Here is a 25,677-nt window from a genome sequence, read left to right as displayed (position 1 = left end):
CCTGACTGCCTTTTTCGGATGGACCGCTGCCCATGGACGACGCCGCCCTGCTGATCGCAGAACTCCTCACGCGCCGCTGGCTGCCGCGCAGCCACCCGCGGGTCAAGCGCGCGCTGGTCGATGCCGAACTCTTCGCGCTGATCGAGCAGCGCCTGGCACAGTCCGGGCTGCGCTTCGTGGACAGCATCTACGCCGACCACGTCAGCCTCGCCCTGCTGCAGCCCGCGCAGAATGCCGTGCTGGGCGAAGGCGCGCTCAACGCCAACAACAACCTGGACCTGCCGCGCGACGCGCAGGCCCTGCTGGTGGTGCTCTGGGCCCTCATCGTTTTACCGAAGCGCGAGCGCCAGACCAGCCGCACCGAAGCCGAGGGCGACGGCCAGAACGACTTCTTCCCCGGCGCCAAGCCCCTGCCCTCCGCGCGCCTCGTGAGCCCCGTGCTGTCGTACAAGACGCTGCTGGAGGACTACGGCAACCAGCTCGGCAAGAAGCTGCGGCTGGATGCCAACCTCAAGCTGCTGGAGCGCCACGGCTTCATCACGCGGCGCCAGGACGAGATCGGCGAAGGCCCGCTGCTGGACGTGCTGCTCGACTACGACGTGCTCGCGCCGCGCATCCTCGACGGCGCGCTGGCCGACGTGCTCGCGCGCGAGCGCGCCGCGGCGCCGCCGGCAACGGACGCGGCGGTTGCCGCCCCCACTTCTTCCGGGTCCGAGACCCCCACGGCCTGACCGGGCCTCTCCACCCGCCCATGTTCCACCTGCAAACCCTCGAACTCGTCCACTGGGACTACTGCCAGCGCGTCGCGCTGCCGCTGGACGCCTCCATCATCACCATCGCCGGCCCCAACGGCTCGGGCAAGACCACGCTGCTGGACGCCATGCGCACGCTGCTGGGCCTGCGCTGCTCGGCCCCGCGCGACTACCGCACCTATGCCCGCCATGCCGGCGCGCAGACCGCGTGGCTGCGTGCGGTGGTGGACAACCGCCCGCAGGGCCGCCAGACCTCCAGCCGGCCCTTCGCGCGCCGGCTGCTGTACGCCGACCAGGTCACGCTCGCCTGCCGCATCGACAAGAATGGCGGCGACTGGCAGCGGCGCTACTGCCTGCTCGATGGCGATGTCTCCATCGAGCAGCTGCGCGACACGCCCGAGAAGGATCTCGGCTTCATGGGCGTGGAGGCCTGGGGCCGCGTGCTCGGCGCGGCCGGCCTGTCTCCCGCCATCGCGCGCGTGCTGTCGCTCGAACAGGGGCAGACCGACCGGCTGTGCGAATTCAGCCCGCGCGAACTGCTGCGGCTCGTGTTCGACGTGTTCGGCGACCAGCAGGTGCTGGATGCCTACGACCAGGCGCGCGAGCACCAGCAGCAGCTCTCGCGCGAAATGGCGCAGGCCGAGCGCGAGCTCGACCACAGCCGCGCCCAGCTCACCGAACTGAGCAACCGCGTGACCAGCTACAAGACCTGGCAGCTCAAGCTGGCCGAGCGCGAGCGGCTCGCCACCGAGGTCCTGCCCGTGCTCGGCTGGCATGGCGAGCGTGAAGGCCTGGCAAAGCAGGCGCGCGAACTGCGCCGCCAGAAGACGCAGCATCGCACCGCGCTGGCCGAGCAGGCCGTGCAGAACAAGCGCCTGCTCACGCTGCTGGACGAAAGCACCCGCGCCCAGGCCGATGCCGAGCGCCTGCGCGCCGAACGCGACGAGGCGCGCTCGGCGCTGGACGACGCCACGCGCCACGAGGCTCCGCTCGAGCAAGTGGCCAAGCGCGAGGCCGAGCTGCTCGCGCTCGTGGACAAGGGCAGCAACGCCGACGAGCTGCAGGCCCACCTGCGCCAGCTGCAGGAGCAGGAGTCCGGCGCGCAGGACGAGCGCTCCGCCCTGCAACAGCGCCGCCGGATCGCGCAGGACGCCCTCAAGGCGCTCGAAGGCCAGTCGCTGCCGCCCCTGCCACCCGAGGTGCAGCAGTTCCGCAGGCGCCTCACGGCCCAGGGCATCGGCCACCAGTTCGTGGCCGAAGTGATCGAGGTGGCGGACGAGGCCTGGCGCGCCGCCATCGAAGGCGTGCTGCGCGGCCACCGCTGGGTGGTGCTGCTCGACAAGGAAAGCGACCTGGCCGAGGCCTACGACATCGGCGAACGCGAGCGCTACCGCCATTACCTGGTCGGCCCCGGCGAGAAGCCGCTGCGTGGCGAGCCTGGCACCCTGCTCGCGCACGTGCGCTTCACCGCGCCCGTGCCGCGCTGGCTGGTGCAGCAGCTGCAGCAGTTGCGCTGCGTGGCCGACCCGCGCGAAGGCAAGCGCCTGGGCGGCACCTGGATCACGCCGCAGGCCTACATGCACGACGGCCGCGGGGCACGCTCCATGTGGGTGGAGCCGCGCGACCACCAGTTCGGCGCCGCCGCCGTGCAGGCGCGCCGCGCCGCCGCCGAGCGCGACCTCGCGCAGATCGACGGCCAGCTCGCGCCCGTGCTCGACCGGCTCATGGCCCTGAAGCGGCAGATCACCGACACCCGCCGCGCGCTCGAGGGCCACAGTGCTGCGGAAGAACTGGCGCGCCGCAGCGAGGAGTTCGCCCAGGCACGCGAGGAACTGCCGGCGGCCCGGCAGGCGCGCATCGCCGCGGCCCAGCGCTGGCAGCGCCTGGACACCGAGGCTGCCCGCGAGCACGACCGCCACCGCGCCTTCACGGAGGAGCACCAGCGGCTGGAGCAGCAGTTGCGGCGCTCGCGCAGCGATACCGAACGCGCCGCGCAGGAATGGACCGCGCGCCGCCGCGGGCACGTGGAGGCCGCGGCGCGCAGCCAGGTGCAGCGGCGCCAGTTCCCCGCCCGCTGGACGGCCGCGGAGACACTGGGCGCACTGGTGGACGAATACGTGAACGACACCCAGGCGAAGCTGCGCCTCTCCGCCGTCGAGCAGGAACTGGAACAGGGCACTTGGGAACAGGACGCCACCGTGGAGGAGCGCTACCGCCGGATGGAAGCCACCGTGCGCGAGCAGGCCTCAAGCCTGTCGGACCACCAGGTCAAGAACGCCCAGGCCGGCACGGCCGTGATGAATGCGCGCGAAAGCTATATCGAGGTGCTGCGCAGCACCGTGCGGCGCTACCGCAAGAACATCCAGGAACTCGGCGCCCTGGCGGGCGTGGAGGTGGCGGCCGACCTGCCGCTGCTGGAAAACGACGACACCGTGCTCGCCCAGGCCGGGCTCAAGGTGCATTTCGCGTTCGACGGCAAGGGCAGCATCGGCATGAACGACGGCGAGGCGTCGGGCGGGCAGCAGGTCATCAAGTCACTGATCCTGCTGGTGGGCCTGCTCAAGGACGAGGAAAGCGGCTCGGGCGGCTTCGTCTTCATCGACGAGCCCTTCGCTCACCTGGACGTGCGCAACATCCAGCTGGTGGGCCACTTCCTGCGTTCCACCCAGGCGCAGTACGTGCTGACCACGCCCATCACCCACAACCTCGAGGTCTTCGAGCCCGCGGAGATCACGCTCGTGACCAGCAAGAAGCCCCAGGGCTCGCGCTGGGCCCCGCCCATCGCCGTGGCCAAGCGGCGCGGCGTGCCGCAGCTGGAGCCGATGGCGGGATAACCGCCGGGCGGTCGTTGCACGGGAATTGCGCATGGCCATCGTCACCACCGCCAGGGGCCGCAGCCGCACGCGGGAGAGCGATGCCCCATTTGCCGGGCTCCCTCCGCTGTCGCCCCGCCAGGAGGCGCTGCTGCGCCGCTGGCTTGCCTCCCATGCCGCAGAGCGGCGCTGGCAGACGCTGCTTGATGCGGCGGGGCAGGATCTGCTGGACTCCACGGAGGCGCTGCTGGAGTGCCTCGTGGAAGCCGGCGCGGCGGTGGCCCGCGAACGCCTCGTGCGAGGCACGTGGCAGATCGAGCGGATGGAATGGCGCGATCTTCCGGCGCTCCAGGCCAGCCGCGGCATCCGGACATCGGACGAACGCCGGGCACTGCGGGACGACACCCGGCAGCAGCTGGCAGCCCTGGCGGACGTCCTGCCATGGCTTCAGCCCGCCATCGACAGCTGCCTGGACACCACGAAAAGCGCCGATCTGCTGAAGGCCCGTGCCGAACTGCTGCACGCACTCGCGTCATGGCATGCCGAACAGCGCTTCGGCAAGCGCCGGGACTTCGCCCTGCACGCACGGCAGGGCACCAAGGACATCACCCCGTCCGAGTGGAAATGGCTGGAAGCGCATTTCGCGCTCGAATCCCTCGGCATCGAGAAGCTCGCGTTCATTCTCTGGCTGGGCGGCAGCCTCGCGCTGGCCACCGGGAAGGGACACATCGATGTCGGCGCCGCGGGCTTCTGCGGCCTCCCCATGAGCACGCTGGCGGGAGATACGCGCATTGCGGGCGCTCCCGATCGCTACTGGCTTATCGAGAACCGCACGAGTTTCGAGCGGCAGGTGATCCGGGCGGAGCCGGGAACCTGCGTGGTCTGGCTTCCGGGCAGGCCACCGGATGACTGGCTCGGCGCGCTGGGCTGGCTGCTGGACAGGGCCCCCGCGCCCGCGTGCATCAGCTGCGATCCGGACCCGGCCGGTCTCGATATCGCGCTGACCGCAGGTGCCGTGTGGACGGCACGCGGGCTGGAATGGGCACCGTACCGGATGGAGCCTGCGCTGTGGCAGGACGGCCCCACCCTGCCGCTGAACGATTTCGACCGCGCCTTGCTGGCACGCCTGGCCACGCGGAGTGATCTGCCCGCGCCAGTGGCCGGGCTGCGCGACGTGCTGGAGCAGTTGGGCCGCAAGGCCGAGCAGGAGGCCTGGCTGTGAAAAGTGGCTGCCGCGCCCCGCTCTAGGGTTTCCCCTCGACCGGCAGTCCAGGCGTTGTCCCCACGGGGGTGGCTGGGGTAAAAACCTTTGGCGGCGTCGTTCACGCCCTCAAGGAGAAACCCGGTGTCAGAGCCGCCCCCGTCCCAGGCGCCAGCCAGGCCCCCGTACCCCGGCAGTGCCTCCCTGGTCTCGCGCCTGCTGGACGCCCTGCTCACCACCGAGCCCCGCCAGCGCATCCGGCTGGCCATGGCCGGGCTGGCCGCGCTGCTGATGGCCTGCTGCATCACGGCGATGCATATCGCGGTGGGCGCGGGGCTGGCGCAGCCGGGGCCGGTCCGGATCTGGACGGCCCTGTCGGCCGGCGGCCTGCTGGTGGTGTATGCCCTCATCCGCAGCGGCATCTCGCAGCGCTGGTCGGACCCGTCCCTGACGCTGCCGCAGATCGTCTATGCCATCGCCTGCAATGCCGCGGCCTACGCCATCGGCGGCCAGGCCCGCGGCATCGCCCTGCCGATCCTGGCGGTGATCCTGATGTTCGGCATGTTCGGGCTGTCCACGCGCCAGATGTTCGGCGTGATGCTCTACGCCATGGCCGCGTTCGGCCTGGCCACGGTGTCGGTGGAGCTGCGCGACGAACCGGGGCACTCCTCCGGCCTGTCGATGGCCTACGGCATCATGACGGCCGTGGTGCTGCTGGGCAGCACCTTCCTCACCACGCGCCTGCAGGCCACGCGCGAGGACCTGCGCCGCCAGAAGCACGACCTGGCACGCGCGCTGGAGCACATCCGTGAACTGGCCACGCACGACGAACTCACCGGGCTGCTCAACCGCCGCCACATGCTGGAGCTGATGCGGCTGGAGCAGCGGCGCGTGTCCCGGTCGGGGTTTCCGCTCGTGATCGCGCTGCTGGACGTGGACCATTTCAAGGCGGTCAACGATACCCACGGCCACGCCGCGGGCGACCGCGTGCTGCAGGCATTCGCCCAGGCGGTCCGCCGCTGCGTGCGCGACGGGGACGTGATCTCCCGGTGGGGCGGCGAGGAATTCGTGCTCATGCTCTGCAATACACCGCCCGAGGCCGCCCGCGCGCTGCTGGAGCGGGTGCGGGAGGCCGTGGCGGCACTCGCGGTGCCGGCGGACCGCGGCGACGGAGCCGAAGCCAGCGCCGCACATCTGCGCATCACCGTGTCCATCGGATTCGCGCTGCACCGCCCCCGGCACCCCATCGAGGAAACGCTGGAACGCGCCGACCGGGCGCTCTACACGGCCAAGCAGGAGGGCCGCAACCGGACCGCCGAGGAAGCGCTTGACCCTGACACCGTGGAAGCATGCAAGATCCGGCCATGACCTCCTCCCACCGCCGCCCGCTGGGCCTGCTCGCCCTCTGCCAGGGGCTGTTTCTCACCAACAACGTCGTCTTCATCGCCATCAACGGGCTGGTGGGCCTGCAGCTGGCGCCGCGCGGCTGGATGGCCACCCTGCCGGTGATGGGCTACGTGGTGGGCGGAGCGCTGTCCACGGGTCCCGTGGCCCGGGCCCAGAGGCGCTGGGGACGGCAGGCCTCCTTCCAGATCGGGCTGGCGGTGGCGGCGGCGGCGGCCTTGCTCTGCGCGCTGGCCGTGTGGATGCACGCGTTCTGGCTGCTGTGCGCCGCCACGCTGGCAGCGGGCTACTACAGTGCCAACGGCCAGCTCTACCGCTTCGCCGCGGCCGAGATCGCGCCCGCACCGCAGCGGGACACGGCCATGTCGCTGGTGATGGCCGGCGGCCTGCTGGGCGCGGTGGCCGGCCCCAACCTGGCCAACCACACGCGCGACCTGGTCTCCGTTCCCTTCACCGGGGCCTACCTGGCACTGTTCGTGGTGGCCCTGGTATCCATGGCCTGCATGGCAGGCATCCGCTTTCCGGCCGTTCCACCGGCGCCGGCGGCCGGCGCCGCCACGGGCCGCCCGGTGGCGCAACTGCTGCGCGATCCGGTATTCGCGGTCGCGATGCTGGGGGCAGCGCTGGGCTACGGGGTGATGAACCTGCTGATGGCAGCCACGCCGCTGGCGATGCAGGTGTGCGGGCACGCCTTCGGCGACGCGGCCTTCGTGCTCGAATGGCATGTGATCGGCATGTTCGCGCCGGGCTTCTTCACGGGCCACCTGATCCGGCGCTTCGGCGTGCTGCGCGTCATGGCGGCCGGCGTGGCGCTCAACGCCGCCTGCGTGGCCATCGCGCTCTCCGGCGTGGACCTCGCGCATTTCATGGCCGCGCTCTTCCTGCTGGGCGTGGGCTGGAACTTCCTCTTCACGGGCAGCACCGCGCTGGCGATGCGCGCCTACCGGCCCGAAGAGAAGGACCGGGCCCAGGCCGCCATCAATTTCGGGGTCTTCGCCACCATGGCGCTGACATCCTTCGCGTCCGGCGCGCTGGTCACCACCCAGGGCTGGACGCTGCTGAACTACGGCTCCCTGCTGCCCATCGGGCTCACCGGCGCGGGGCTCGCATGGCTGGCGCTGCGGCACCGGCCCCGGCAGGCGGCATGAAGGCGGCCGCAGGAAAGGCCAAACGCCGCGCGGCCGTGGCGCTGGCGGTCTGCGTGGCCGGCGGGGCCCTTCCCGCCCTGGCACGCCCGCCCACGGCAATGCCATCCGCAGGCGCGGACCCCGCGTTCTCCACGCCGGACCGGCGGCAGCTCCCCGGAGTCGCCGTGCTGCAGGCATTCCTCGCCACCCTGGGACGGCCACAGGGCACGCAGCGCTTTTGCTTCGTGGTCGAGCGCCTGCCCGCCGACCCGGCCACGCCGGAGCCGCAACAGCTGCTGCGCATGGTGTGGACCACGGGATCGCGCCTCTACACCCTGCCGTGGCCGTCCCGCATCGGAGACCGGGACGAGAACCCCCTCTTCGCGGGGCAGGCCCTGGCCTGGATGCGTTCCGCGGATCTCAGGGACGGCGTCGTGGACACCGATGCCGAGCTGTTCGGCAGCAGCTTCCTGGTCACCCGCGCCTGGGCGGACCGCATCACCCGGCAGTGCCGGCGCACCGGCATGCAGGTATGGATCGTGCCGGACCGGCGGCCGGCCCTCAGCTTTCCACGCCCGGCTCCGGCAGGCTGACCACCACCTGCGCCACGGCGGCCGTGAGCTTCTTGGCGTAGGGCACGTGCAGGAACTCGTTCGGGCCGTGCGCATTGCTCTTGGGCCCGAGCACCCCGCAGACCATCATCTGCGCCGTGGGGAAGCCCTGGCTGAGCATGTTCATGAGCGGAATGGTCCCGCCCTGGCCGATGTAGCCGCAGGGCGCGCCGAAGTGCGCCTGGCTCGCGGCGTTGAGGGCGTTCTCGAACCACGGCGTGATGGCCGGCGCGTTCCAGCCGCTGGCGGCGCTGCCGGGCTCGAAGGTCACGCGGGCCTGGTAGGGCGCGTTGTCCTCCAGCAGGGCCTTGAGCTTCTGCACGCTTTCGGCGGCATCCACCACGGGCGGCAGGCGCAGGCTGAGCTTGAAGGCGGTATAGGGGCGCAGCACGTTGCCCGCGTCCTGCAGCGCAGGCAGCCCTTCCGCACCGGTGACGCTGAGCGTGGGCGTCCAGGTGCGGTTGATGAGCGCCTGCACCGGGTCGGTGGTGGTGGGCAGCGCGAAAGCGGTGGAGCCGCCGCAGTCGTAGTGGGCCCAGGGAAAGCGCTTCGTCACCTCTTCGCCCAGGATCGCGGCCGTGGCACGCGCCTGCGCCAGGCGGTCGGGCGGCACCTCGCAATGGAAGCTGGCGGGCAGCAGGCGGCCGGTAGCGCTGTCCTCCAGACGGTCCAGCACCTGCCGCATGATGCGGAACGACGAAGGCACCAGGCCCGACGCATCGCCCGAATGCACGCCCTCGGTCAGGATCTGCACCTTGAGCGTACCGCTCACCATGCCGCGCAGGCTGGTGGTGAGCCAGAGCTGGTCGTAGTTGCCCGCGCCGGAGTCCAGGCAGATCACGAGCGTGACGTCGCCCAGCCGCGGGCGCAGCAGGTCGATGTAGGGCAGCAGGTCGCGCGAGCCGCTTTCCTCGCAGGTCTCGATCAGCCCCACGATGCGCGGATGCGGCACGCCCTGGCGCTGGATCTCCTGCACGGCGGCGATGCTGGCATAGACGGCATAGCCGTCGTCAGCGCCGCCGCGGCCGTAGAGCTTCCCGTCCTCGTATTTCGGCGACCACGGGCCCAGGTCCTTGCGCCAGCCATCGAACTCGGGCTGCTTGTCGAGGTGGCCGTACATCAGCACCGTCTGCTGCGAGCCGGTGCGCGTGGCCTCCACCTCGAAGAACAGCACCGGCGTGCGACCCGGCATGCGCAGGATCTCCAGGCGCAGGCCGGGGACCTTCTGGGCCTCCACCCACTCGGCAGCATTGCGCAGCACGCGGTCGAGCAGGCCCTGCTGCTCCCAGTCGGGTGCGAAGCCGGGCGACTTGGCGGGAATGGCGATGTATTCGGTCAGCTGCCGCAGGATGTCGCCATCCCAGCGCTCGCTGAGCTGGGACAGGGCCTGGTCGGGCTGGAAGGCGGTGGCGGGTACACGGGCGTTCATGGGGCTCTCCTGCTGCGCGGAACGTGCCGCGACGAGCCGATGATTGTGCTACAGGGCCTGCAGGGCGGGCCGGCGCAGGGTCTGCGAAGGCGCCTCCCCGAAGAGGGTCTTGTAGTCCTGGGAGAAATGGCCCATGTGGAAGAACCCCCAGCGCTCGGCGAGCTCCTGCACGGTCTCGCCCGGCGCGGCCGTGCGCAGCGCCCGGCGGCAGGCGTTCAGGCGCACCGCCTTCAGGAACTCGGCGGGCGACTGACCCAGCACGGCGTGGAAGTGGTTCTGCAGCGTGCGCCGGGTGACGTGCAGGTGCCGGCACAGGGCATCCACGTCCCGTGCGTCGCCGCAGCACGGCTGGCCGGCCCATGCACGCGCCGCCATCACCAGCGCGAAACGGCGCTGGGCAGCGCCTTGCGAAGGTGCCGCGGCGGGGGCCTCTGCGGCGGGATCGCTGCACAGCTGGCGCAGCAGGCGCCGCGCCAGCGCCTGGTGCCGGCCGATGTCCGCCGGCTCCGGGGCCGCCTCGGCGATGCCCAGCAGCGATTCGATGGTGGCGCACAGCGCGGCATGCGCCGCGGCGTCCACGGGCACGGCGTGCGCCGGGCCGGACAGCAGGAGGGACGCGCCGTGCAGGCCCATGGCATCGGCCTCGGCACGCAGCCATTCCTGGTCCATGACCACGCCGTAGATGCCGAAGTCTTCCGGCGTGCGCAGCGTGAAGCCGTCGCTGGCCCGGGCGCGCAGAACGAAGCGCTGCGCATCGGTGCGCCGCTCGCCGCCGCAGAAGTGCAGGGGCCGCGCGCAGCGGGCGTCGGGCACCCCGAACCACACCGAGCCCCGCCAGGGCGCGCACTGCTGGCTGGTGGGCGGGGAGGTGTACTCGTGGAAAACCTGCAGGCGCGGGCCGCCCATCCACAACTCGCGCACCCGGCCGGCAAAACGGCCACCGCGCAGCTGGTCGTACTGCTGCGACCAGTCCGAGAGCTGGTCGGCATGCTCATCCACGTCCTCGCTGGCGCGAACCCGCCAGCGCAGTGCGCCCGCCCCCGTGGAAGGCACCAGGGCAGTGCGGGAGGAAAGCGCGGCAGCCATGTCGTGGAGCGTTCGGGCGATGGAATGGGGAATGTGATGCAAGAAAAGCGCCAGCTCCTGCGAGAAAACCCCGATACCGCTATCCCGGATCGGAAAAAAACCGGCACGGCCCGGTTTTTCCGAATCCGGATAGACGCCGGCGGCCCGGAATGGGTGCAATGGCGGCACGTCGCCCAACGACTTATCGAACGCAGCAAGGCACTCCATGCACACCTCCACCCCTTCCGATCCGGCCCACGCACCGCACCTGAAGAAGGTGCTGGGCACCTTCCAGCTCTGGGGCATCGCCGTCGGGCTGGTGATCTCCGGCGAATACTTCGGCTGGAGCTACGGCTGGGCCACCGCAGGCACGCTGGGCTTCCTGGCCGCCACTGTGCTGGTGGCTGCGATGTACACCAGCTTCATCTTCAGCTTCACCGAACTGACCACGGCCATTCCGCACGCTGGCGGCCCCTTCGCCTATGCGCGCCGGGCATTCGGGCCGGCGGGCGGCTTCGTGGCGGGCTACGCCACGCTGGTGGAATTCGTTTTCGCGCCGCCAGCCATCGCGCTGGCCATCGGCGCCTACCTGAACGTGCAGTTCCCGGCCATCAACCCCAAGACCATCGCGCTGGGCGCCTATGCGGTGTTCATCGGCCTGAACTGGCTGGGCGTGGGCATCGCGGCCACCTTCGAGCTGATCGTCACGCTGCTGGCCATCTTCGAATTGCTGGTGTTCATGGGCGTGGTCAGCCCCGGCTGGTCGTGGGCGAACTTCGCCCACCTGGGCTGGGCCGGCAGCGACACCTTCAGCAGCGCCACCGTGGCGGGCATCTTCGCATCCATACCGTTCGCGATCTGGTTCTTCCTGGCGATCGAAGGCGCGGCCATGGCCGCCGAGGAAGCGCGTGACCCGCAGCGCACCATTCCCCGTGCCTACATCGCCGGCATCCTGACACTGGTGGCGCTGGCCTTCGGCGTGATGGTCATGGCCGGCGGCGTGACCGACTGGCGCACGTTGGCCAACATCAACGACCCGCTGCCCCAGGCCATGAAGGCGCTGCTGGGCGCCAACAGCGGCTGGCTGCACATGATGGTGTGGATCGGCCTCTTCGGGCTGGTGGCTTCGTTCCACGGGATCATCATGGGCTACTCGCGCCAGATCTTCGCGCTGGCGCGCGCCGGCTACCTGCCCAGCGCCTTCGCCCGGCTCAGCCCGCGCTTCAACACGCCGCACCGTGCCCTGCTGGCGGGCGGCGCCGTGGGGGTGGCCGCGATCTTCAGCGACGAATGGATCCAGTTCGGTGGCCAGACGCTCACCGCCAACATCGTGACCATGGCGGTCTTCGGCGCCATCGTGATGTACATCGTCTCCATGGCCGCGCTGCTGCGCCTGCGCCGCACCGAGCCCGGCATGCACCGCCCCTACCGCGCGCCGCTCTACCCTTTCTTTCCCATGCTGGCGCTGGCCCTGGGCATGGTGTGCCTGATCGCCATGGTGTGGTTCAACACCGTGCTGGCGGGGGTGTTTCTTGCACTGATGGCGCTGTCGTGGTTGTATTACGCTGGCACGGCCAGCCGCCGCGCGCAGGCCACGCCCGATGCCCTGCTGGATGCCTCCCGGTAAAGAAGGGATTCCGCCATGCGCTACCACGCGACCCTGGGCGGCCAGGGCCATGCCTTCGACGACCTCCGCCAGGTGATGGCGCATGCCAGCCCGGCGCGCTCGGGCGACTACCTGGCCGGCGTGGGCGCGGCCACCGCGCAACAGCGCATGGCCGCGCGCCACGTGCTGGCCGACCTGCCGCTTTCCACCTTCCTGAACGAGGCCCTGGTGCCCTACGAGGACGACGCCATCACCCGCCTGGTGATCGACGGCCATGACGCCGCCGCCTTCGCGCCCATCCGCCACATGACGGTGGGCGACTGGCGCAACTGGCTGCTGGGCGACGAGGCCACGCCCGAGGCGCTGGCGGCCCTGGCGCCCGGGCTCACGCCCGAGATGGTGTCGGCCGTCAGCAAGATCATGCGCAACCAGGACCTGATCGCCGTGGCGCGCAAGTGCCGCGTGGTCACGCGTTTCCGCAACACCCTGGGCCTGGCCGGCCGCATCGCCGTGCGGCTGCAGCCCAACCACCCCACCGATGACCTGCGCGGCGTGGCCGCCTCGGTGCTGGACGGGCTGATGCTGGGCGCGGGCGACGCGGTGATCGGCATCAACCCCGTGTCCGACAGCATGGCCACGCTCGAGGGCCTGTGCCGCATGTTCGACACGCTGATCCAGGGCCTGGAGATCCCCACCCAGGCCTGCGTGCTGACCCACGTCACCAACACGCTGCAGCTCATGAACGCGGGCGTGCCGGTGGACCTGGTGTTCCAGTCCATCGGCGGCACCGAGAAGACCAACAGCGGCTTCGGGGTGAGCATCTCCGTGCTGGACGAAGCCTACGACGCCGCCCTGCAGCTGCGGCGCGGCACTATCGGCGACAACGTCATGTACTTCGAGACCGGCCAGGGCAGCGCCCTGTCGGCCGGCGGCCACCACGGCGTGGACCAGCAGACCTGCGAGGTGCGCGCCTATGCGCTGGCGCGCCGCTACCACCCGCTGCTGGTGAACACGGTGGTGGGCTTCATCGGCCCCGAATACCTCTACGACGGCAAGCAGATCATCCGCGCCGGCCTGGAAGACCACTTCTGCGGCAAGCTGATGGGACTGCCCATGGGCTGCGACATCTGCTACACCAACCATGCCGAGGCCGACCAGGACGACATGGACACGCTGCTGGTGCTGCTGGGCACCGCCGGGCTCAACTTCCTCATCGGCGTGCCGGGCGCGGACGACATCATGCTGAACTACCAGAGCACTTCCTTCCACGACGCGCTCTTCCTGCGCGACACGCTGGGCCTGCAGCGCGCGCCCGAATTCGAGGAATGGCTGCAGCGCCAGGGCGTGACCACCGCCCGAGGCCGGCTGCGCGACGGGGCCGCTCCACTGGCGCTGGCACACGTGCTGGGAACGCAGGTCCACTGAACATGCCGACTGCCCCGCCCCGACGGATCGACATGGAGGCCTCCTCCCACGACGACCGGACTGCCGGCGCCGCGCCAGCGCCCTTGCCGGCGGCCACAGGGCCGTCGCCCTCCGTCACCGCCATGCCATGGCACCACTGGCGCCAGGCCACGCCCGCACGCATTGCCCTGGGCCGCGCCGGCGTGGCGATCCCCACCGAAGAGGCCCTGCGCTTCGGCTGGGCGCACGCCATGGCCCGCGATGCCATCCATGCGCCGCTGGACGCCGAGGCCCTGGCCGCCGCGCTGCAGGGCGCCGGCCACGAGGTGCTGCAGGCCCGCAGCCGTGCCGAGGACCGCGCAACTTACCTGCGCCGCCCCGACCTGGGCCGCCAGTTGCACCCGGAAGACGCCATGGCCCTGCAATCGCATGCCGCGCGGGCCGGCGCACCGAAGCCCACGCTGTGCGTGGTGGTGGGCGACGGCCTTTCGTCGCTCGCCGTGCAGCGCCACGCCGTGCCCCTGCTGCAGGCGCTGGCGCCGCTGCTGCCCCCAGAGGCCACAGTAGCGCCCATCGTCGTGGTGCAGCAGGCCCGGGTGGCGGTGGCCGACGAGGTGGGGGAACTGCTGGGCGCCGGCATGAGCGCGATGCTGATCGGCGAGCGGCCGGGCCTGAGCTCGCCCGACAGCCTGGGCATCTACCTCACGCACGCACCCCGGCGCGGTCGCAGCGACGCGGAGCGCAACTGCATCTCCAACGTGCGGGCCGAGGGCCTGGGCTATGCCGCCGCCGCCTTCAAGCTGGCCTGGCTGGTGCGCCAGGCCCGGCGGCTGGGCGCCACGGGCGTGGCGCTGAAGGACGACAGCGACGCCGAGTGGGCCCTGCAGGCACAACAGCAGGCGTCAGCGCGGCTGGGTGGCGGCTGAATCCGCCCCCGGCCCGCCCGCCGCGGGCCCCGGAGCCCCGGCCACTGCCACCTGGTTGCGTCCCGCGCGCTTGGCACGGTACATGGCCTCGTCCGCAGCCGCGACCAGCCCGTCCCAGCGATCGCCGGGCTCGAGCACGCCGCCGGCCACGCCGATGCTGAGGGTGACGGGCACCGTGCGGCCGACGAATTCGAAGTGCGCCTGCTCCACCGCGGCCCGCAGCTCGTCCGCCAGCACCCGGGCACCGGCCAGCGGAGTGCGCGGCAGCAGCACCAGGAACTCCTCGCCGCCATAGCGGCCGATGAGGTCCTGCGATCGCAGCCGCTCGCCCAGCACATCGACGACGCCACACAGCACCTGGTCCCCCGCCAGGTGGCCCAGGCCGTCGTTGATGCGCTTGAAATGGTCGATGTCCAGCATCATCACCGACAGCGGCTCACCCGAGCGCACGGCCTGCGCCACGCTGCGGTCCAGCGCCGCGATGGTCGCCCGGCGGTTGGGCACGTCCGTGAGCGGATCCCGCGCGGCCATGCGCTCATTGGCGGCATCGGCGCGGTCACGGGCCATGAAAATGAAACCGAAGGACGAGGCCTGGACCGTGACGAAGGTGGCGAGGAAGGTCGCGTGCTGCCAGAAATTCGCCGCCAGCAGGCCGGAAGCCGGCATGTGCCCCGTGATCGCCGCCAGCGCCCGCACCACCAGCACGACGGCCTGCAGCCAGATGCCCGCCGCCACCATGCGCGCGCCATAGCCTTCGGAGGGGTGCCGGCCGAGCGTCCACAGCACCAGACCCAGCTGGGCCGGATAGATGAGGCCGGCAAGCACCAGCCGGGCCGTGTAGTCCCCCAGGAAGGCAACGAACAGGGCGATCGTCAGCAGGACCGGCGGCACGGTGTGCAGCCACGGCACCGGCCGCCGCAGGAACTGGTACACGGCCGCCAGCAGGCTTGCGAACACCCCGGCCAGCAGGCCGTTGGCCACCACGACCGACAGCACATCGGGAATGCGGCCGCGCAGCGCGAGCAGAACGTAGGCCAGCGACTGCATCAGCAGGGCCGCCGCCCACAGGCCCAGCCCCTCGCGGCGGCGGCGGGCCGCCACCAGCAGCAGCCCGGCAGCCATCACCAGCGAGCCCACGACGGTCATCACCAGCATGGTCGGCAGGTGCAGCAGGGACTCGGACATGGCGTGGAACGAGAAAAGAGCGGTCGTGCCGGGCGCCGGAGAATACGCGAAGGCGCTGCGGCACGCTACCGCCAGGGTTACCGGCCACGGGGAATTCCGGCGTGCAGCGCGCCGGGACGCGTCAGTCGTGTTCGAAATGGAACACGGCCGTGCCGGCCATGGCGTTGGGCAGCCAGCGCACCTCCCGCCCGTTCTGCAGGCCGAACGCATCGAGAACGCGCAGGCGGTTCTTGTGCGCGAGCACCTCGAAATCCTTGAAGGTGCCGACACGGATGTTGGGCGTGTCGTACCACTGGTAGGGCAGGCGCCGCGTCACGGGCATGCGCCCGCGCAGCACCGACAGCCGGTTGGGCCAGTGCGCGAAATTGGGGAACGCGACGATGCCGGCCCGCCCCACCCGCGCCGTCTCGCGCAGCATCACCTCGGCGTTGCGCAGGTGCTGCAGCGTGTCGATCTGCAGGACCATGTCGAACGAGTTGTCGCCGAACATCGCCAGGCCCTCGTCCAGGTTGAGTTGCACCACGTTCACCCCGCGGCGCACGCAGGCCAGCACGTTCGCGTCGTCGATCTCGACGCCGTAGCCCGTGCAGCCGCGCTCGCGCCGCAGCATGTCGAGCAGCGCGCCGTCGCCGCAGCCCAGGTCGAGCACGCGCGCGCCATGGGGCACGAGGCGCGCAATCGCATGCATGGTGGATGGATCGCTCATGCGGCGGTCTCCCTGGCAATGCCGTCGAAGTAGGAACGCATCACGCCCATGTAGCGCGCATCGTCTAGCAGGAAAGCATCGTGGCCGTGGGGCGCGTCGATCTCGGCATAGCTCACGTCGCGCCGGTTCTCCAGCAGGGCCTTGACGATCTCCCGGCTGCGCGCGGGCGAGAAGCGCCAGTCGGTGGTGAAGCTCACCAGCAGGAACCTCGCCTGGGCGCGGGCGAGCGCCAGCGTGAGGTTGCCGCCGAAGGCGAGTGCCGGATCGAAGTAGTCCAGCGCCCGCGTGATGAGCAGGTAGGTGTTGGCGTCGAAGTAATCGCTGAACTTGTCGCCCTGGTAGCGCAGGTAGCTCTCGATCTGGAACTCGATGTCCTGCGTGCTGTAGCGGGGTGCCAGGCCTTCGCGCAGTTGCCGCCCGAACTTCTCGTTCATGACGTCGTCCGACAGGTACGTGATGTGGCCGATCATGCGCGCGATGCGCAGCCCCCGCTTCGGGATGGTGCCGTGGCGGTAGAAGTGCCCGCCGTGGAAGTCCGGGTCGGTGACGATCGCGCGGCGGGCCACCTCGTTGAATGCGATGTTCTCCGCGGTGAGGTTGGGCGCGCTCGCCACCACCACCGCATGGCGCATGCGCTCGGGGTACTGCAGCGCCCACGACAGCGCCTGCATGCCGCCCAGGCTGCCGCCCAGCACGGCGGCGAGCTGCTGCACGCCCAGGCGGTCCAGCAGCCGCGCCTGGGCATTCACCCAGTCCTCCACCGTCACCACGGGAAAGTCGGCGCCATACACCTCGCCGGTATCCGGGTGCGTGTGCATCGGCCCGGTGGAGCCGAAGCACGAGCCCAGGTTGTTGATGCCGATCACGAAGAAGCGGTCGGTGTCCACCGGCTTGCCCGGGCCGATCATGTTGTCCCACCAGCCCTCGCTGCGGGGCTGCCCTTCGTACACGCCAGCCACGTGGTGCGATGCATTGAGGGCATGGCACACCAGCACCGCGTTGGAGCGGTCGGCGTTCAGGGTGCCGTAGGTTTCGTAGGCCAGCGTGTAGTCGCGGATCGATGCGCCCCCCTGCAGGGGCAGCGGCTCCGCGAAGTGCATGGATTGCGGTGTGGCGATGAACGACATGGATGAAAAAACCCGGCATCGCTAAAAACGAGGCCGGGTCGTCGCACTGCACCAACGGTCGGGTCTTTAGCTGGATTTATAAAGCGCCCGCAAGCGGTGGCAAATCGGCGCGTGTCCGGCAATTATGCCAAAGGACCGGGCGCCGGTGCGAACAGCGCGATGAGTCCCAGCACCAGGAAGATGACGGCCGACACCACGTGCACCGCACGGATCGGCACGCGCCGGGTGATGCGCTCGCCCAGCCACACCACCGGCGCGTTGGCGAGCATCATGCCCAGCGTCGTGCCCGCAACCACCCAGAAATAGGCGCTGTACTGGGCAGCCAGCATGACGGTGGCGACCTGCGTCTTGTCGCCCATCTCGGCGAGGAAGAACGCCACCACCGTGGTGCCGAACACGCCGAAGCGCGGGGTCCCCCCCGTCTCGTCGTCGTCCAGCTTGTCGGGAATGAGCATCCACACCGCCATGGCGATGAAGGACAGGCCGAGGATCCAGCGCAGCACCTGCGGCCCGATGACGGTGGTCACCCAGGCGCCCACGGCGCCGGCGAGCGCATGGTTGGCAGTGGTGGCCACCAGGATGCCGAGCACGATGGGCCAGGGCTTGCGGAACCTGGCCGCCAGGACGAGGGAGAGGAGTTGGGTCTTGTCGCCCATCTCCGCGAGCGCGACGATGGACGTGGATACGAGGAAGGCTTCCATGGGGTGGGGTTATCCGGCCGGATAGGTGGACAGCATTGACTGCGCCCCGACTCCGGCCTTGGGATCGGTGCACAGTCAATGGTCTCGCCCAGTCCGGCTGAACCGCGTGCGCCATGGGCCGCGAGGGCCCAAGTTTGTTGACGCATGCCCCCGTGCGCGCATGGCGCCGGGCGGGCTACTCCCCAGAGACTTCCGCGATTGTAGTGCAACCAGGGCAGCCGCTCCGCAGCGCGTCCAGCCCGGCAGCTGGCGCAAAGTTCGGGTAAATACCCATCATGAACGTTGCAAGCGCGCCAATTTCCACGGGCCGGATCAGAACAATTGGTTGATAATGGCCCGGTCTTTCTGCTTGCAGGAAGCAAATTGCGGTGATTGGTCGGTTTCGCGTCTCTGAAATTCGTCACAGGTTTGCTGGTTGCGTCGGGCTCCATCGCGTTTTCATGTTTCTTTAAGGAGTCCTTCATGGGCAACAAACTCTACGTGGGCAACCTGCCCTATTCCTTCCGCGATGAAGACCTGCAACAGACGTTCAGCCAGTACGGCAATGTCAACAGCGCCAAGGTCATGATGGAACGCGACACCGGCCGCTCCAAGGGCTTCGGCTTCGTCGAAATGGGCAGCGATGCCGAGGCGCAAGCCGCCATCCAGGGCGCACACGGCCAGAACTTCGGCGGCCGCGACCTCGTGGTCAACGAAGCCCGTCCGATGGAACCCCGTCCCCCCCGCAGCGGTGGCTTCGGTGGCGGCAATGGCGGCGGCTTCGGCGGTGGCCGCAGCGGCGGCGGTGGCTACGGTGGCGGCAATGGCGGTGGCTACGGCGGCGGCCGCGGCTACTGATCCACCAGCAACCTCCGGGTTGCAAACGGATACAAAAAAGGGCCTCTCGGGGCCCTTTTTTTATTGATGCGCAGGTGTGGGAAGAGTGTGGTAAGGCTTGATCTTTTCGGGGCTTTATGGCCCATAATGCTTCGGCGAAAAATGTTTTTTCGCGTTGCATTGCGGGGATCCGTCAGTTTCGCGCGTAGGGACTCTTTGTGACCGACCGGCTGCGTTTTCGGGACTCCATCGCTTTTTCCATGTGTTTTTGAGGAGTCCCGTGATGGGCAACAAACTGTACGTCGGCAACCTGCCGTACTCCGTTCGCGACAACGATCTCGAGCAGGCGTTCGGCCAGTTCGGCGCCGTGACCAGCGCCAAGGTCATGATGGAACGCGACACCGGCCGCTCCAAGGGCTTCGGCTTCGTGGAGATGGGCAGCGACGCCGAAGCGCAGGCCGCCATCAATGGCATGAACGGCCAGGCCCTGGGCGGCCGCAGCATCGTGGTGAACGAAGCGCGCCCCATGGAGCCGCGCCCGCCCCGTAGCGGTGGCGGCTTCGGCGGCGGTGGTGGCGGCGGCTACGGCGGTGGCCGCAGCGGCGGTGGTGGTGGCGGCTATGGCGGTGGCCGTGGTGACGGCGGCGGCGGTTACGGCGGTGGCCGTGGCGGCGACAGCGGCGGCGGCTACGGTGGCCGCGGCGACGGTGGCTTCCGCAGCCCGTACGGCTCGGGTGCCCGCAATGGCGGCGGCGGCGGTGGTGGCCGCGGCGGCTACGGCGGCGGCAACAACGGCGGCTATTGAGCCCCTTGCCGGCGGGCACCCCACGGGGTCCTTGCCGGCCAGCCACTCCAAGGTTTCCCAGGCCCCTCTCGCAGGGGCCTTTTTCTTTTCCGGCGGCAGGCGATCAGGAGGCGGGACCGGCCCCGCCGCGCCGGTGCTTGCGCGGCCGCCCGGCCAGCAGCCGGTCGAACAGGCCGTTCGGCAGCATGCGCAGCAGCTTGGCCACCACGCCCATCTGCCAGGGAATCACGCGGTAGCGCGCGCCCGCCGCGATGGCCGCATACGCCTTGTCCGCGAAGTCCCCGGGCTGCATGAGGAACGGCATGGCGTAGCGGTTCTGGCGGGTGAGCGGCGTATCGATGTACCCAGGGCACAAAGTGACCACCCGCACGCCGCTGGCCCGCAACTCGCCCCGCAGGCTCTCGCAATAGCTGATCACGGCAGCCTTGCTGGAGCAGTAGGCGCCATGCCCGGGCAGCCCGCGGATGCCCGCCACGCTGCCGATGCCCACCAGCGCGCCGCTGCCGCGCTCGACCATGCCGGTCACGAACGGATGGAAGGTGGCCGCCATGCCGAGGTTGTTGGTCGCGAAGGTCTGCGCCATGACATCGAGATCCTCGCGCTCCGCGGTGTCCATGCCCACGCTGATGCCGGCATTCGCGATCACCACGTCGGGCAGCCCCAATTCCGCGATGCAGGCCTTGCCGGCCGCGATGATGCTGTCGGCCTGCGCCACATCGGCGCCATACACGCGGAAGTCGTCCGGCCCGAGCCCGCTGGCGGCCGCCCAGGCCTGGATGTCCGCGGTGCGCCGCGCGACCAGCGCCAGGCGGAACCCGGCCTGCCGGTAGCGCAGGGCCAGGGCTTGCCCGATGCCGCTGGAAGCGCCGGTGATGAAGGCCAGGGGACGAGGGTGCATGGAGGCCTCTTGGGGGTCGATGGCGTGCCCGGATCTCAGCGTGCCGGCGGGGGAATGAGCATCCCGCGCACGCGGCCGCGCAGCTGCATGATCTGGTCCAGGTTGTCGTAATCCATGTTGTCCGCGGTGAACTGGTCGGAACCGCGGACCAGCGTGACCGGCTGGTTCGAGCGGACGCGCTCGCTGTTGAGCCAGGCGTGCAGGAACTCCCCGCGGAACTGCAGCCGCGGCAGGGGTTCGCGGCCAGGCCGGTTGAGCGGCTCGCGCGTGACGACCGCATTGCCGAAGAGCTGCACTTCGGAGGCATCGGCATTGGTGAGCGCCCGCTTCGCAGTGGCCACCGTCACGCGCCCGTCCAGGGCCACGGAGCGCATGTGGGCGTTGTCGATTTCCAGCGTGTCGGTGTCCGGATAGTGCCGCGCGACGTCGCCGCGGATCTCGCTCTGCAGCCGGCCGTTCGCGTCGAAGTTCTTGACCGAGAAGCCGCGCATGAAATAGTCGGGCTCGTGCGTGGGCGCCACCGCCTGCGCGGGGCGCACCGGCTTGGGGGCATTGCGCACCAGCCACCAGGTGCCCAGGGCCATCACGCCCATGAGCACCACGGGCAGGTAGAGGGACAGGCGCTCCCATGCCTGGCGCAGGCGGCCCATCATGCGGCGTGTGCCTCCAGCAGGGCCGCATAGCGGCCGGCGGCCACCAGCAGCAGGTCGCAGAACTCGCGCGCAGCGCCGCCACCGCCGGGGGCTGCGGTGACATGGTGGGCCACGGCACGCGCTTCGGCATGGGCGTGGAACGGCGCGCAGGCCAGCGCGCAGCGCCGCATCACGGGCAGGTCGGGCCAGTCGTCGCCGATCGCCGCGGCCTGGTGCCAGCCCAGCCCCAGCTCCGCCAGGATGGCTTCGGCGGCGGGGCGCTTGTCCTCGGTGCCGAAGCGGGCATGCACCACGCCCAGCGCCTGCAGCCGCAGGCGCAGCGCGGGCGAGTCCCGCCCGGTCACCACGGCCGGCACGATGCCGGCCTTCTGCAGCAGCTTGAGGCCGTGCCCGTCCAGGGTATGGAAGCGCTTGAGAGTCTCGCCCGCTTCGGAGATGTAGAGCCCGCCGTCGGTGAGCACGCCATCGACGTCGAAAAACGCGACGCGCACATCCTGCGCGCGCAGCAGCAGTGCGGGGTCGAACTGCAGCACGGGCCGCAGGGCCGGCAGCGCGGCCGTGTCCGGCACGGGACTGCCCACGGGGGGCGTGGAAGCGATCCGGCCGTCCATCAGATGACCTTCGCCCGCATGAGGTCGCCGATATGGACCACGCCCGCCAGCACTCCGCCTTCCGAGGCGACGAGCACGCTGGTGATGGCATGGCGCTCCATCATCTCGGCCGCATCCGCCGCGAGCGCGTCGGGGGCGATGGTGCGCGGCCCGGCATGCATCACCTCGCCGGCCGTGACGCTGCGCAGGTCCGCGCCGGCCTCGATGCGGCGGCGCAGGTCGCCATCGGTGAAGATGCCCAGGATGCGGCCCTGCGCGTCCGTGATGGCCGACGCGCCGAGGCGCTTGGCGCTCATCTCGCGCATCAGCTCGCTGAACGAGGCCTCCGGCAGCACGCGCGGCACGTCGGCACCCGAGCGCATCACGTCGCTCACGTGCGTGAGCAGCTTGCGGCCCAGGGCGCCGCCAGGATGGGAGCGCGCGAAATCCTCGGAGCGGAAGCCCCGGGCGTCCAGCAGCGCCACCGCCAGGGCGTCGCCCATGGCCAGCTGGGCCGTGGTGCTGGTCGTGGGCGCCAGGTTGAGCGGGCAGGCTTCGCGCTCCACGCCGCAATCGAGCACCAGGTCGGCATGGCGGGCCAGGGTGGACTCCAGTCCGCCCGTCATCGCCACCAGCGGCACGCCCAGGCGCCGGAGCACCGGCAGCAGCACGGTCAGCTCGCCGCTCTCGCCGCTGTTGGAGATGGCCAGCACCAGGTCGCCGGGCGTCACCATGCCGAGGTCGCCGTGGCTGGCCTCGGCCGGATGCACGAAGAAGGCCGGCGTGCCGGTGGAAGCCAGCGTTGCCGCGATCTTGCGGCCCACGTGGCCGCTCTTGCCCATGCCCATGACCACCACGCGGCCGGAGGTGGCCAGCACGCGGTGCACCACGTCCGCAAAGGCACCGCCCACGCGGGCGGCGAGCGCCGAGAGGGCGGCAGCTTCGGTATCGAAGGTTTCGCGGGCCAGGCGCACGGCCCGTTCGGCGGAGAAAGGCGCGGGCGGCAGGGCCGGCCCCTGCGCGGGGGGGGCGGAAAGCATCCGCGGATTCTATGCGGCGCCCCCGCCGCCCGTGAGCCCGCCGGGCCGAAAGCCCCACGTGGCCCGCATCGCGGTGCCGGCGGGGCGCGATGCAGGAAAACACGCGAAAACCCCTACGGGCTCGGCTAGCATCGGGCATGTCTTCCCTCGCCCTGACGCTGCTGTACCTGCTGGCCGCCGTGCTGGGCGTGGTCGCCTGCCGCAGCCTCAAGCTGCCGCCGATGCTCGGCTACCTGGCCGCCGGCATCCTGATCGGCCCCCATGCGCTCGCGCTCACCCAGAATTCCGAGGGGGTGCGCCACCTGGGGGAATTCGGGGTGGTGTTCCTGATGTTCTCCATCGGCCTGGAGTTCAGCCTGTCGAAGCTGCGCGCCATGCGGCAGTTCGTGTTCGGGCTGGGGCTGCTGCAGGTCACGCTCACCCTCACCGCCGGCATGGTGGGCATGCTGCTGCTGTCGCACTTCGTGGGCGGGCTGTGGCGCATGGGCTGGCAGACCGCGCTGGCGCTGGGCGGCACCCTGGTCATGAGCAGCACGGCCATCGTGGTCAAGCTGATGAGCGAGCGCGCCGAACTGGAGAGCGAGCACGGCCGCCGCGTGCTGGGCGTGCTGCTGTTCCAGGATCTGGCGGTGGTGCCCCTGCTGGTGCTCATCCCCGCCCTGGGCTCGTCCCCCGAGCGGCTGCTGGTGGCGCTCGGGCTCGCCCTGCTGAAGGCCACCGTGCTCGTGGGCGTCCTGCTGGTGGGCGGCCAGCGCGTGATGCGCTGGTGGCTCACCCTGGTGGCGCGGCGCAAGAGCGACGAGCTGTTCATGCTGAACCTGCTGCTCATCACGCTGGGCCTCGCCTGGCTGACCGAGGCGGCCGGGCTGTCCCTGGCGCTGGGCGCCTTCATCGCGGGCGTGCTGGTGTCCGAGACGGAATACCGGCACCAGGTGGGCACGGACATCCGCCCCTTCCACGATGTGCTCCTCGGGCTCTTCTTCATCACCGTGGGCATGATGCTCGACTGGCACATCCTGCTGGAGCGCTGGGCCCTGGTGCTGCTGCTGCTGGCCGTGCCGCTGCTGCTCAAGGCCGGCGTCATCCTGCTGCTGGCGCGCGGCATGGGGGCGACGACGGGTGTGTCGCTGCGCACCGGGCTCTACCTCGCGCAGGCCGGCGAGTTCGGTTTCGTGCTGCTGTCGCTCACGCAGGAGCACGGCCTGGTCGAGCCGGCGCTCATGAACCCGGTGCTGGCCGCAATGGTGCTGTCCATGCTGGCCACGCCTTTCCTGATCCAGTACAGCAACCCGATCGTCATGAAGCTCGTGGCCAGCGACTGGCTGCAGCAGTCGCTGCAGATGACCTCCATCGCGCGCAAGGCGATCAACACCAGCGGCCATGTGCTCATCTGCGGCTACGGCCGCTGCGGCCAGAACCTGGCCCGCATGCTGGAGCGCGAGCACATCCCCTACATGGCGCTGGACCTCGACCCCGACCGTGTCCGGCAGGCCGCCGCCGCGGGCGACTCCGTGGTCTATGGCGACGCCACGCGGCTGCAGGCGCTGATGGCCGCCGGCCTGGTGCGGGCCAGCGCCGTGGCGGTGACCTACCTCGACATTCCCGCGACCCTCAAGGTGCTGGCCAATACCCGCTCGCACGCGCCCCAGGTGCCCGTCGTGGTCCGCACGCAGGACGACCTGCACCTCGACAAGCTGCAGGCGGCCGGGGCCACCGAAGTCGTGCCCGAAGCCATCGAAGGCTCGCTCATGCTCGCCAGCCACGCGCTGGCCCTAGTGGGCGTGCCCATGCGGCGGGTGCTGCGCCTGGTGCAGGACCAGCGCGAAGCCCGCTACAACCTGCTGCGCGGCTACTTCCACGGCGCCGACGACGACACGACCACGGAGCGCGACCAGGAGCGCCTCGCCACCGTCACCCTGCCGCCCGGCGCCGGCACCGTGGGACGGCCGCTGTCGGAGCTGCCGCTGCACGCCATGGGCGTGCGGGCGGTCAACCTGCGCCACAAGGACGGGCGCAGTTCCACCCCCACCGACGACAGCGTGCTCTCCGAAGGCGATACGCTGGTGATCTCCGGTCACCCCACGGCGCTGGCGCTGGCGGAAGACGCGCTGCTGCGCGGCTGAAACCACCTGCGCCGGCGCGCCCGGGAACGCCCGGCGCAGCGGCAGGCTCTAAACTGCCGCCCTTTTTCCCGCCCCCGCCATGCAAGACCTCAGCGTCAACGAATACCTCCGCCAGTACATCCGCACCGTGCCCGACTGGCCCGCGGCGGGCGTGCAGTTCCGCGACATCACCCCGCTGCTGCAGGACCCGAAGGTGTTCCGCGTGCTCATCGATGCCTTCGTGCACCGCTACATGGACCGGGCCCTGCGCCCCGACGTGGTCGCGGGCCTGGATGCGCGCGGCTTCATCCTCGGCGCCGTCGTGGCCTACGAGCTCAACGTGGGCTTCGTGCCCATTCGCAAGAAGGGCAAGCTGCCCTTCACCACGGTCGAGGAAACCTACGAACTGGAATACGGCAGCGCCACGGTCGAGCTGCATGCCGATGCGGTGAAGCCCGGGGACCGGGTACTGCTGATCGACGACCTCATCGCCACCGGCGGCACCATGATGGCCGGGCGCAGGCTCCTGGAACGGCTGGGCGCCACGGTGACCGAAGGCGCTGCCATCGTCGATCTGCCCGAGCTGGGCGGCTCCTCGCGGCTGCGTGAATCCGGGCTGTCGCTCTATACCCTGGTGGACTTCGCGGGGCACTGAAGGCGGCTTGCGCCGGTGCAGGCCAGGAGGGCCCCTGCACGCCCGGCGATAGAATGACAAT

The 25,677-nt window shown here is 70.4% G+C and carries 23 protein-coding genes and 1 riboswitch; of the genes, 13 read left to right on the top strand and 10 right to left on the bottom strand.

All coding sequences use genetic code 11. The annotated features are described in order from the left end of the window. The first annotated feature begins 32 nt into the window (after nt 1-32). The 6 genes from T336_RS0117480 to T336_RS0117455 all read left to right on the top strand — a co-directional run bounded on the left by T336_RS0117480 (nt 33) and on the right by T336_RS0117455 (nt 7,890). On the top strand, nt 33-731 hold the full coding sequence (locus T336_RS0117480; RefSeq protein WP_019703948.1) for a hypothetical protein: 699 nt from the start codon (nt 33-35) through the stop codon (nt 729-731). Nucleotides 732-751: 20 nt separating this feature from the next. Next, a complete protein-coding gene (locus T336_RS0117475; protein ID WP_026433525.1) occupies nt 752-3,586 on the top strand; it encodes an ATP-binding protein in 2,835 nt (944 codons plus the stop codon). A 31-nt stretch (nt 3,587-3,617) separates the two neighbouring features. After that, nucleotides 3,618-4,787, top strand: coding sequence for a toprim domain-containing protein (locus tag T336_RS0117470; protein ID WP_026433524.1), 1,170 nt, complete (start codon nt 3,618-3,620; stop codon nt 4,785-4,787). Between the two features lie 123 nt (nt 4,788-4,910). Beyond that, nucleotides 4,911-6,134, top strand: coding sequence for a GGDEF domain-containing protein (locus T336_RS0117465; RefSeq protein ID WP_026433523.1), 1,224 nt, complete (start codon nt 4,911-4,913; stop codon nt 6,132-6,134). Beyond that, nucleotides 6,131-7,318 carry an MFS transporter gene (locus T336_RS0117460; protein ID WP_026433522.1) on the top strand — a complete coding sequence of 396 codons (1,188 nt, stop codon included), beginning with the start codon at nt 6,131-6,133 and terminating at the stop codon, nt 7,316-7,318. The genes T336_RS0117465 and T336_RS0117460 overlap by 4 nt, the downstream gene beginning before the upstream one ends. Beyond that, nucleotides 7,315-7,890, top strand: a complete 576-nt coding sequence (locus T336_RS0117455) for a hypothetical protein (RefSeq protein ID WP_026433521.1) — start codon at nt 7,315-7,317, stop codon at nt 7,888-7,890. The genes T336_RS0117460 and T336_RS0117455 overlap by 4 nt, the downstream gene beginning before the upstream one ends. Here T336_RS0117455 and T336_RS0117450 read toward each other — a convergent pair. Then, entirely contained in the window at nt 7,859-9,337 is a 1,479-nt protein-coding gene (locus T336_RS0117450) for a M20 family metallopeptidase (RefSeq protein WP_026433520.1), read from the bottom strand. The two genes, T336_RS0117455 and T336_RS0117450, sit on opposite strands and share 32 nt — an antisense overlap. A gap of 48 nt (nt 9,338-9,385) precedes the next feature. Next, on the bottom strand, nt 9,386-10,423 hold the full coding sequence (locus T336_RS0117445) for a helix-turn-helix domain-containing protein (RefSeq protein ID WP_019703955.1): 1,038 nt from the start codon (nt 10,421-10,423) through the stop codon (nt 9,386-9,388). A gap of 205 nt (nt 10,424-10,628) precedes the next feature. On the opposite strand from T336_RS0117445, the gene eat reads away from it, so the two are divergent. Genes eat through eutC form a run of 3 tightly spaced genes read left to right on the top strand, consistent with a single transcriptional unit; the run spans nt 10,629 to nt 14,338 of the window. Then, complete coding sequence (eat, locus tag T336_RS0117440) at nt 10,629-12,029, top strand: ethanolamine permease (protein ID WP_026433519.1); 1,401 nt, start codon at nt 10,629-10,631, stop codon at nt 12,027-12,029. A 15-nt stretch (nt 12,030-12,044) separates the two neighbouring features. Next, nucleotides 12,045-13,433 (top strand): ethanolamine ammonia-lyase subunit EutB, encoded by a 1,389-nt coding sequence (locus T336_RS0117435; RefSeq protein WP_019703957.1) that lies wholly within the window; start codon nt 12,045-12,047, stop codon nt 13,431-13,433. A gap of 32 nt (nt 13,434-13,465) precedes the next feature. After that, nucleotides 13,466-14,338 carry an ethanolamine ammonia-lyase subunit EutC gene (eutC, locus tag T336_RS0117430; RefSeq protein ID WP_026433518.1) on the top strand — a complete coding sequence of 291 codons (873 nt, stop codon included), beginning with the start codon at nt 13,466-13,468 and terminating at the stop codon, nt 14,336-14,338. Here the strand turns inward: eutC and T336_RS25350 are convergent. From T336_RS25350 to T336_RS0117410, 4 genes are all read right to left on the bottom strand, one after another. Next, on the bottom strand, nt 14,315-15,523 hold the full coding sequence (locus T336_RS25350; protein WP_035226414.1) for a GGDEF domain-containing protein: 1,209 nt from the start codon (nt 15,521-15,523) through the stop codon (nt 14,315-14,317). The genes eutC and T336_RS25350 overlap by 24 nt on opposite strands. Before the next feature lie 121 nt (nt 15,524-15,644). Further along, complete coding sequence (metW, locus tag T336_RS0117420; RefSeq protein ID WP_019703960.1) at nt 15,645-16,229, bottom strand: methionine biosynthesis protein MetW; 585 nt, start codon at nt 16,227-16,229, stop codon at nt 15,645-15,647. Beyond that, a complete protein-coding gene (metX, locus tag T336_RS0117415; protein WP_019703961.1) occupies nt 16,226-17,356 on the bottom strand; it encodes a homoserine O-succinyltransferase MetX in 1,131 nt (376 codons plus the stop codon). Before metX ends, metW begins: the two co-directional genes overlap by 4 nt. A gap of 122 nt (nt 17,357-17,478) precedes the next feature. Further along, the gene (locus T336_RS0117410) at nt 17,479-18,057 is read right to left on the bottom strand and encodes a TMEM165/GDT1 family protein (protein WP_019703962.1); all 579 of its coding nucleotides are present in this window, start codon (nt 18,055-18,057) and stop codon (nt 17,479-17,481) included. Nucleotides 18,058-18,063: 6 nt separating this feature from the next. Continuing rightward, a riboswitch (yybP-ykoY riboswitch) is annotated at nt 18,064-18,262 on the bottom strand. A 257-nt stretch (nt 18,263-18,519) separates the two neighbouring features. Here T336_RS0117410 and rbp (T336_RS0117405) point away from each other — a divergent pair. Together rbp (T336_RS0117405) and rbp (T336_RS0117400) are read left to right on the top strand one after the other, a co-directional pair. After that, entirely contained in the window at nt 18,520-18,894 is a 375-nt protein-coding gene (rbp, locus tag T336_RS0117405; RefSeq protein ID WP_013597110.1) for an RNA-binding regulator, read from the top strand. Between the two features lie 262 nt (nt 18,895-19,156). Further along, on the top strand, nt 19,157-19,678 hold the full coding sequence (rbp, locus tag T336_RS0117400; RefSeq protein ID WP_019703963.1) for an RNA-binding regulator: 522 nt from the start codon (nt 19,157-19,159) through the stop codon (nt 19,676-19,678). Between the two features lie 103 nt (nt 19,679-19,781). Here rbp (T336_RS0117400) and T336_RS0117395 read toward each other — a convergent pair whose 3' ends face one another. From T336_RS0117395 to T336_RS0117380, 4 genes are read right to left on the bottom strand one after another with little or no spacing between them, the layout of a single operon-like run. After that, the gene (locus T336_RS0117395; protein WP_019703964.1) at nt 19,782-20,576 is read right to left on the bottom strand and encodes an SDR family oxidoreductase; all 795 of its coding nucleotides are present in this window, start codon (nt 20,574-20,576) and stop codon (nt 19,782-19,784) included. Nucleotides 20,577-20,611: 35 nt separating this feature from the next. Next, nucleotides 20,612-21,229: an LPS export ABC transporter periplasmic protein LptC gene (gene lptC, locus T336_RS0117390; protein WP_026433517.1), complete on the bottom strand. Its 618-nt coding sequence runs from the start codon at nt 21,227-21,229 to the stop codon at nt 20,612-20,614. Beyond that, the gene (locus T336_RS0117385) at nt 21,226-21,840 is read right to left on the bottom strand and encodes a KdsC family phosphatase (protein WP_019703966.1); all 615 of its coding nucleotides are present in this window, start codon (nt 21,838-21,840) and stop codon (nt 21,226-21,228) included. The genes lptC and T336_RS0117385 overlap by 4 nt, the downstream gene beginning before the upstream one ends. Further along, nucleotides 21,840-22,859: a KpsF/GutQ family sugar-phosphate isomerase gene (locus T336_RS0117380; protein ID WP_035226411.1), complete on the bottom strand. Its 1,020-nt coding sequence runs from the start codon at nt 22,857-22,859 to the stop codon at nt 21,840-21,842. The genes T336_RS0117385 and T336_RS0117380 overlap by 1 nt, the downstream gene beginning before the upstream one ends. Before the next feature lie 137 nt (nt 22,860-22,996). Between T336_RS0117380 and T336_RS0117375 the strand changes: the two genes are divergently transcribed. Both T336_RS0117375 and T336_RS0117370 read left to right on the top strand, forming a co-directional pair. Beyond that, complete coding sequence (locus T336_RS0117375) at nt 22,997-24,982, top strand: monovalent cation:proton antiporter family protein (protein WP_026433514.1); 1,986 nt, start codon at nt 22,997-22,999, stop codon at nt 24,980-24,982. A gap of 79 nt (nt 24,983-25,061) precedes the next feature. Continuing rightward, nucleotides 25,062-25,616 carry an adenine phosphoribosyltransferase gene (locus tag T336_RS0117370; protein ID WP_013597117.1) on the top strand — a complete coding sequence of 185 codons (555 nt, stop codon included), beginning with the start codon at nt 25,062-25,064 and terminating at the stop codon, nt 25,614-25,616. Nucleotides 25,617-25,677: the final 61 nt, after the last annotated feature.

Source organism: Paracidovorax oryzae ATCC 19882, assembly GCF_000687165.1.
Taxonomy (GTDB): Bacteria; Pseudomonadota; Gammaproteobacteria; order Burkholderiales; family Burkholderiaceae_C; genus Paracidovorax; species Paracidovorax oryzae.
The sequence above is the reverse complement of the archived record's forward strand: the minus strand, read 5'-3'. Positions and strand labels throughout refer to the sequence as shown.

Bases quoted from the DNA above. Each gene is read 5' to 3' on its own strand.
- T336_RS0117480 (WP_019703948.1), top strand. From the start codon at position 33: ATGGACGACGCCGCCCTGCTGATCGCAGAACTCCTCACGCGCCGCTGG.
- T336_RS0117475 (WP_026433525.1), top strand. From the start codon at position 752: ATGTTCCACCTGCAAACCCTCGAACTCGTCCACTGGGACTACTGCCAG.
- T336_RS0117470 (WP_026433524.1), top strand. From the start codon at position 3,618: ATGGCCATCGTCACCACCGCCAGGGGCCGCAGCCGCACGCGGGAGAGC.
- T336_RS0117460 (WP_026433522.1), top strand. From the start codon at position 6,131: ATGACCTCCTCCCACCGCCGCCCGCTGGGCCTGCTCGCCCTCTGCCAG.
- T336_RS0117455 (WP_026433521.1), top strand. From the start codon at position 7,315: ATGAAGGCGGCCGCAGGAAAGGCCAAACGCCGCGCGGCCGTGGCGCTG.
- T336_RS0117450 (WP_026433520.1), bottom strand. From the start codon at position 9,337: ATGAACGCCCGTGTACCCGCCACCGCCTTCCAGCCCGACCAGGCCCTG.
- T336_RS0117445 (WP_019703955.1), bottom strand. From the start codon at position 10,423: ATGGCTGCCGCGCTTTCCTCCCGCACTGCCCTGGTGCCTTCCACGGGG.
- eat (WP_026433519.1), top strand. From the start codon at position 10,629: ATGCACACCTCCACCCCTTCCGATCCGGCCCACGCACCGCACCTGAAG.
- T336_RS0117435 (WP_019703957.1), top strand. From the start codon at position 12,045: ATGCGCTACCACGCGACCCTGGGCGGCCAGGGCCATGCCTTCGACGAC.
- eutC (WP_026433518.1), top strand. From the start codon at position 13,466: ATGGAGGCCTCCTCCCACGACGACCGGACTGCCGGCGCCGCGCCAGCG.
- T336_RS25350 (WP_035226414.1), bottom strand. From the start codon at position 15,523: ATGTCCGAGTCCCTGCTGCACCTGCCGACCATGCTGGTGATGACCGTC.
- metW (WP_019703960.1), bottom strand. From the start codon at position 16,229: ATGAGCGATCCATCCACCATGCATGCGATTGCGCGCCTCGTGCCCCAT.
- metX (WP_019703961.1), bottom strand. From the start codon at position 17,356: ATGTCGTTCATCGCCACACCGCAATCCATGCACTTCGCGGAGCCGCTG.
- T336_RS0117410 (WP_019703962.1), bottom strand. From the start codon at position 18,057: ATGGAAGCCTTCCTCGTATCCACGTCCATCGTCGCGCTCGCGGAGATG.
- rbp (WP_013597110.1), top strand. From the start codon at position 18,520: ATGGGCAACAAACTCTACGTGGGCAACCTGCCCTATTCCTTCCGCGAT.
- rbp (WP_019703963.1), top strand. From the start codon at position 19,157: ATGGGCAACAAACTGTACGTCGGCAACCTGCCGTACTCCGTTCGCGAC.
- T336_RS0117395 (WP_019703964.1), bottom strand. From the start codon at position 20,576: ATGCACCCTCGTCCCCTGGCCTTCATCACCGGCGCTTCCAGCGGCATC.
- lptC (WP_026433517.1), bottom strand. From the start codon at position 21,229: ATGATGGGCCGCCTGCGCCAGGCATGGGAGCGCCTGTCCCTCTACCTG.
- T336_RS0117385 (WP_019703966.1), bottom strand. From the start codon at position 21,840: ATGGACGGCCGGATCGCTTCCACGCCCCCCGTGGGCAGTCCCGTGCCG.
- T336_RS0117380 (WP_035226411.1), bottom strand. From the start codon at position 22,859: ATGCTTTCCGCCCCCCCCGCGCAGGGGCCGGCCCTGCCGCCCGCGCCT.
- T336_RS0117375 (WP_026433514.1), top strand. From the start codon at position 22,997: ATGTCTTCCCTCGCCCTGACGCTGCTGTACCTGCTGGCCGCCGTGCTG.
- T336_RS0117370 (WP_013597117.1), top strand. From the start codon at position 25,062: ATGCAAGACCTCAGCGTCAACGAATACCTCCGCCAGTACATCCGCACC.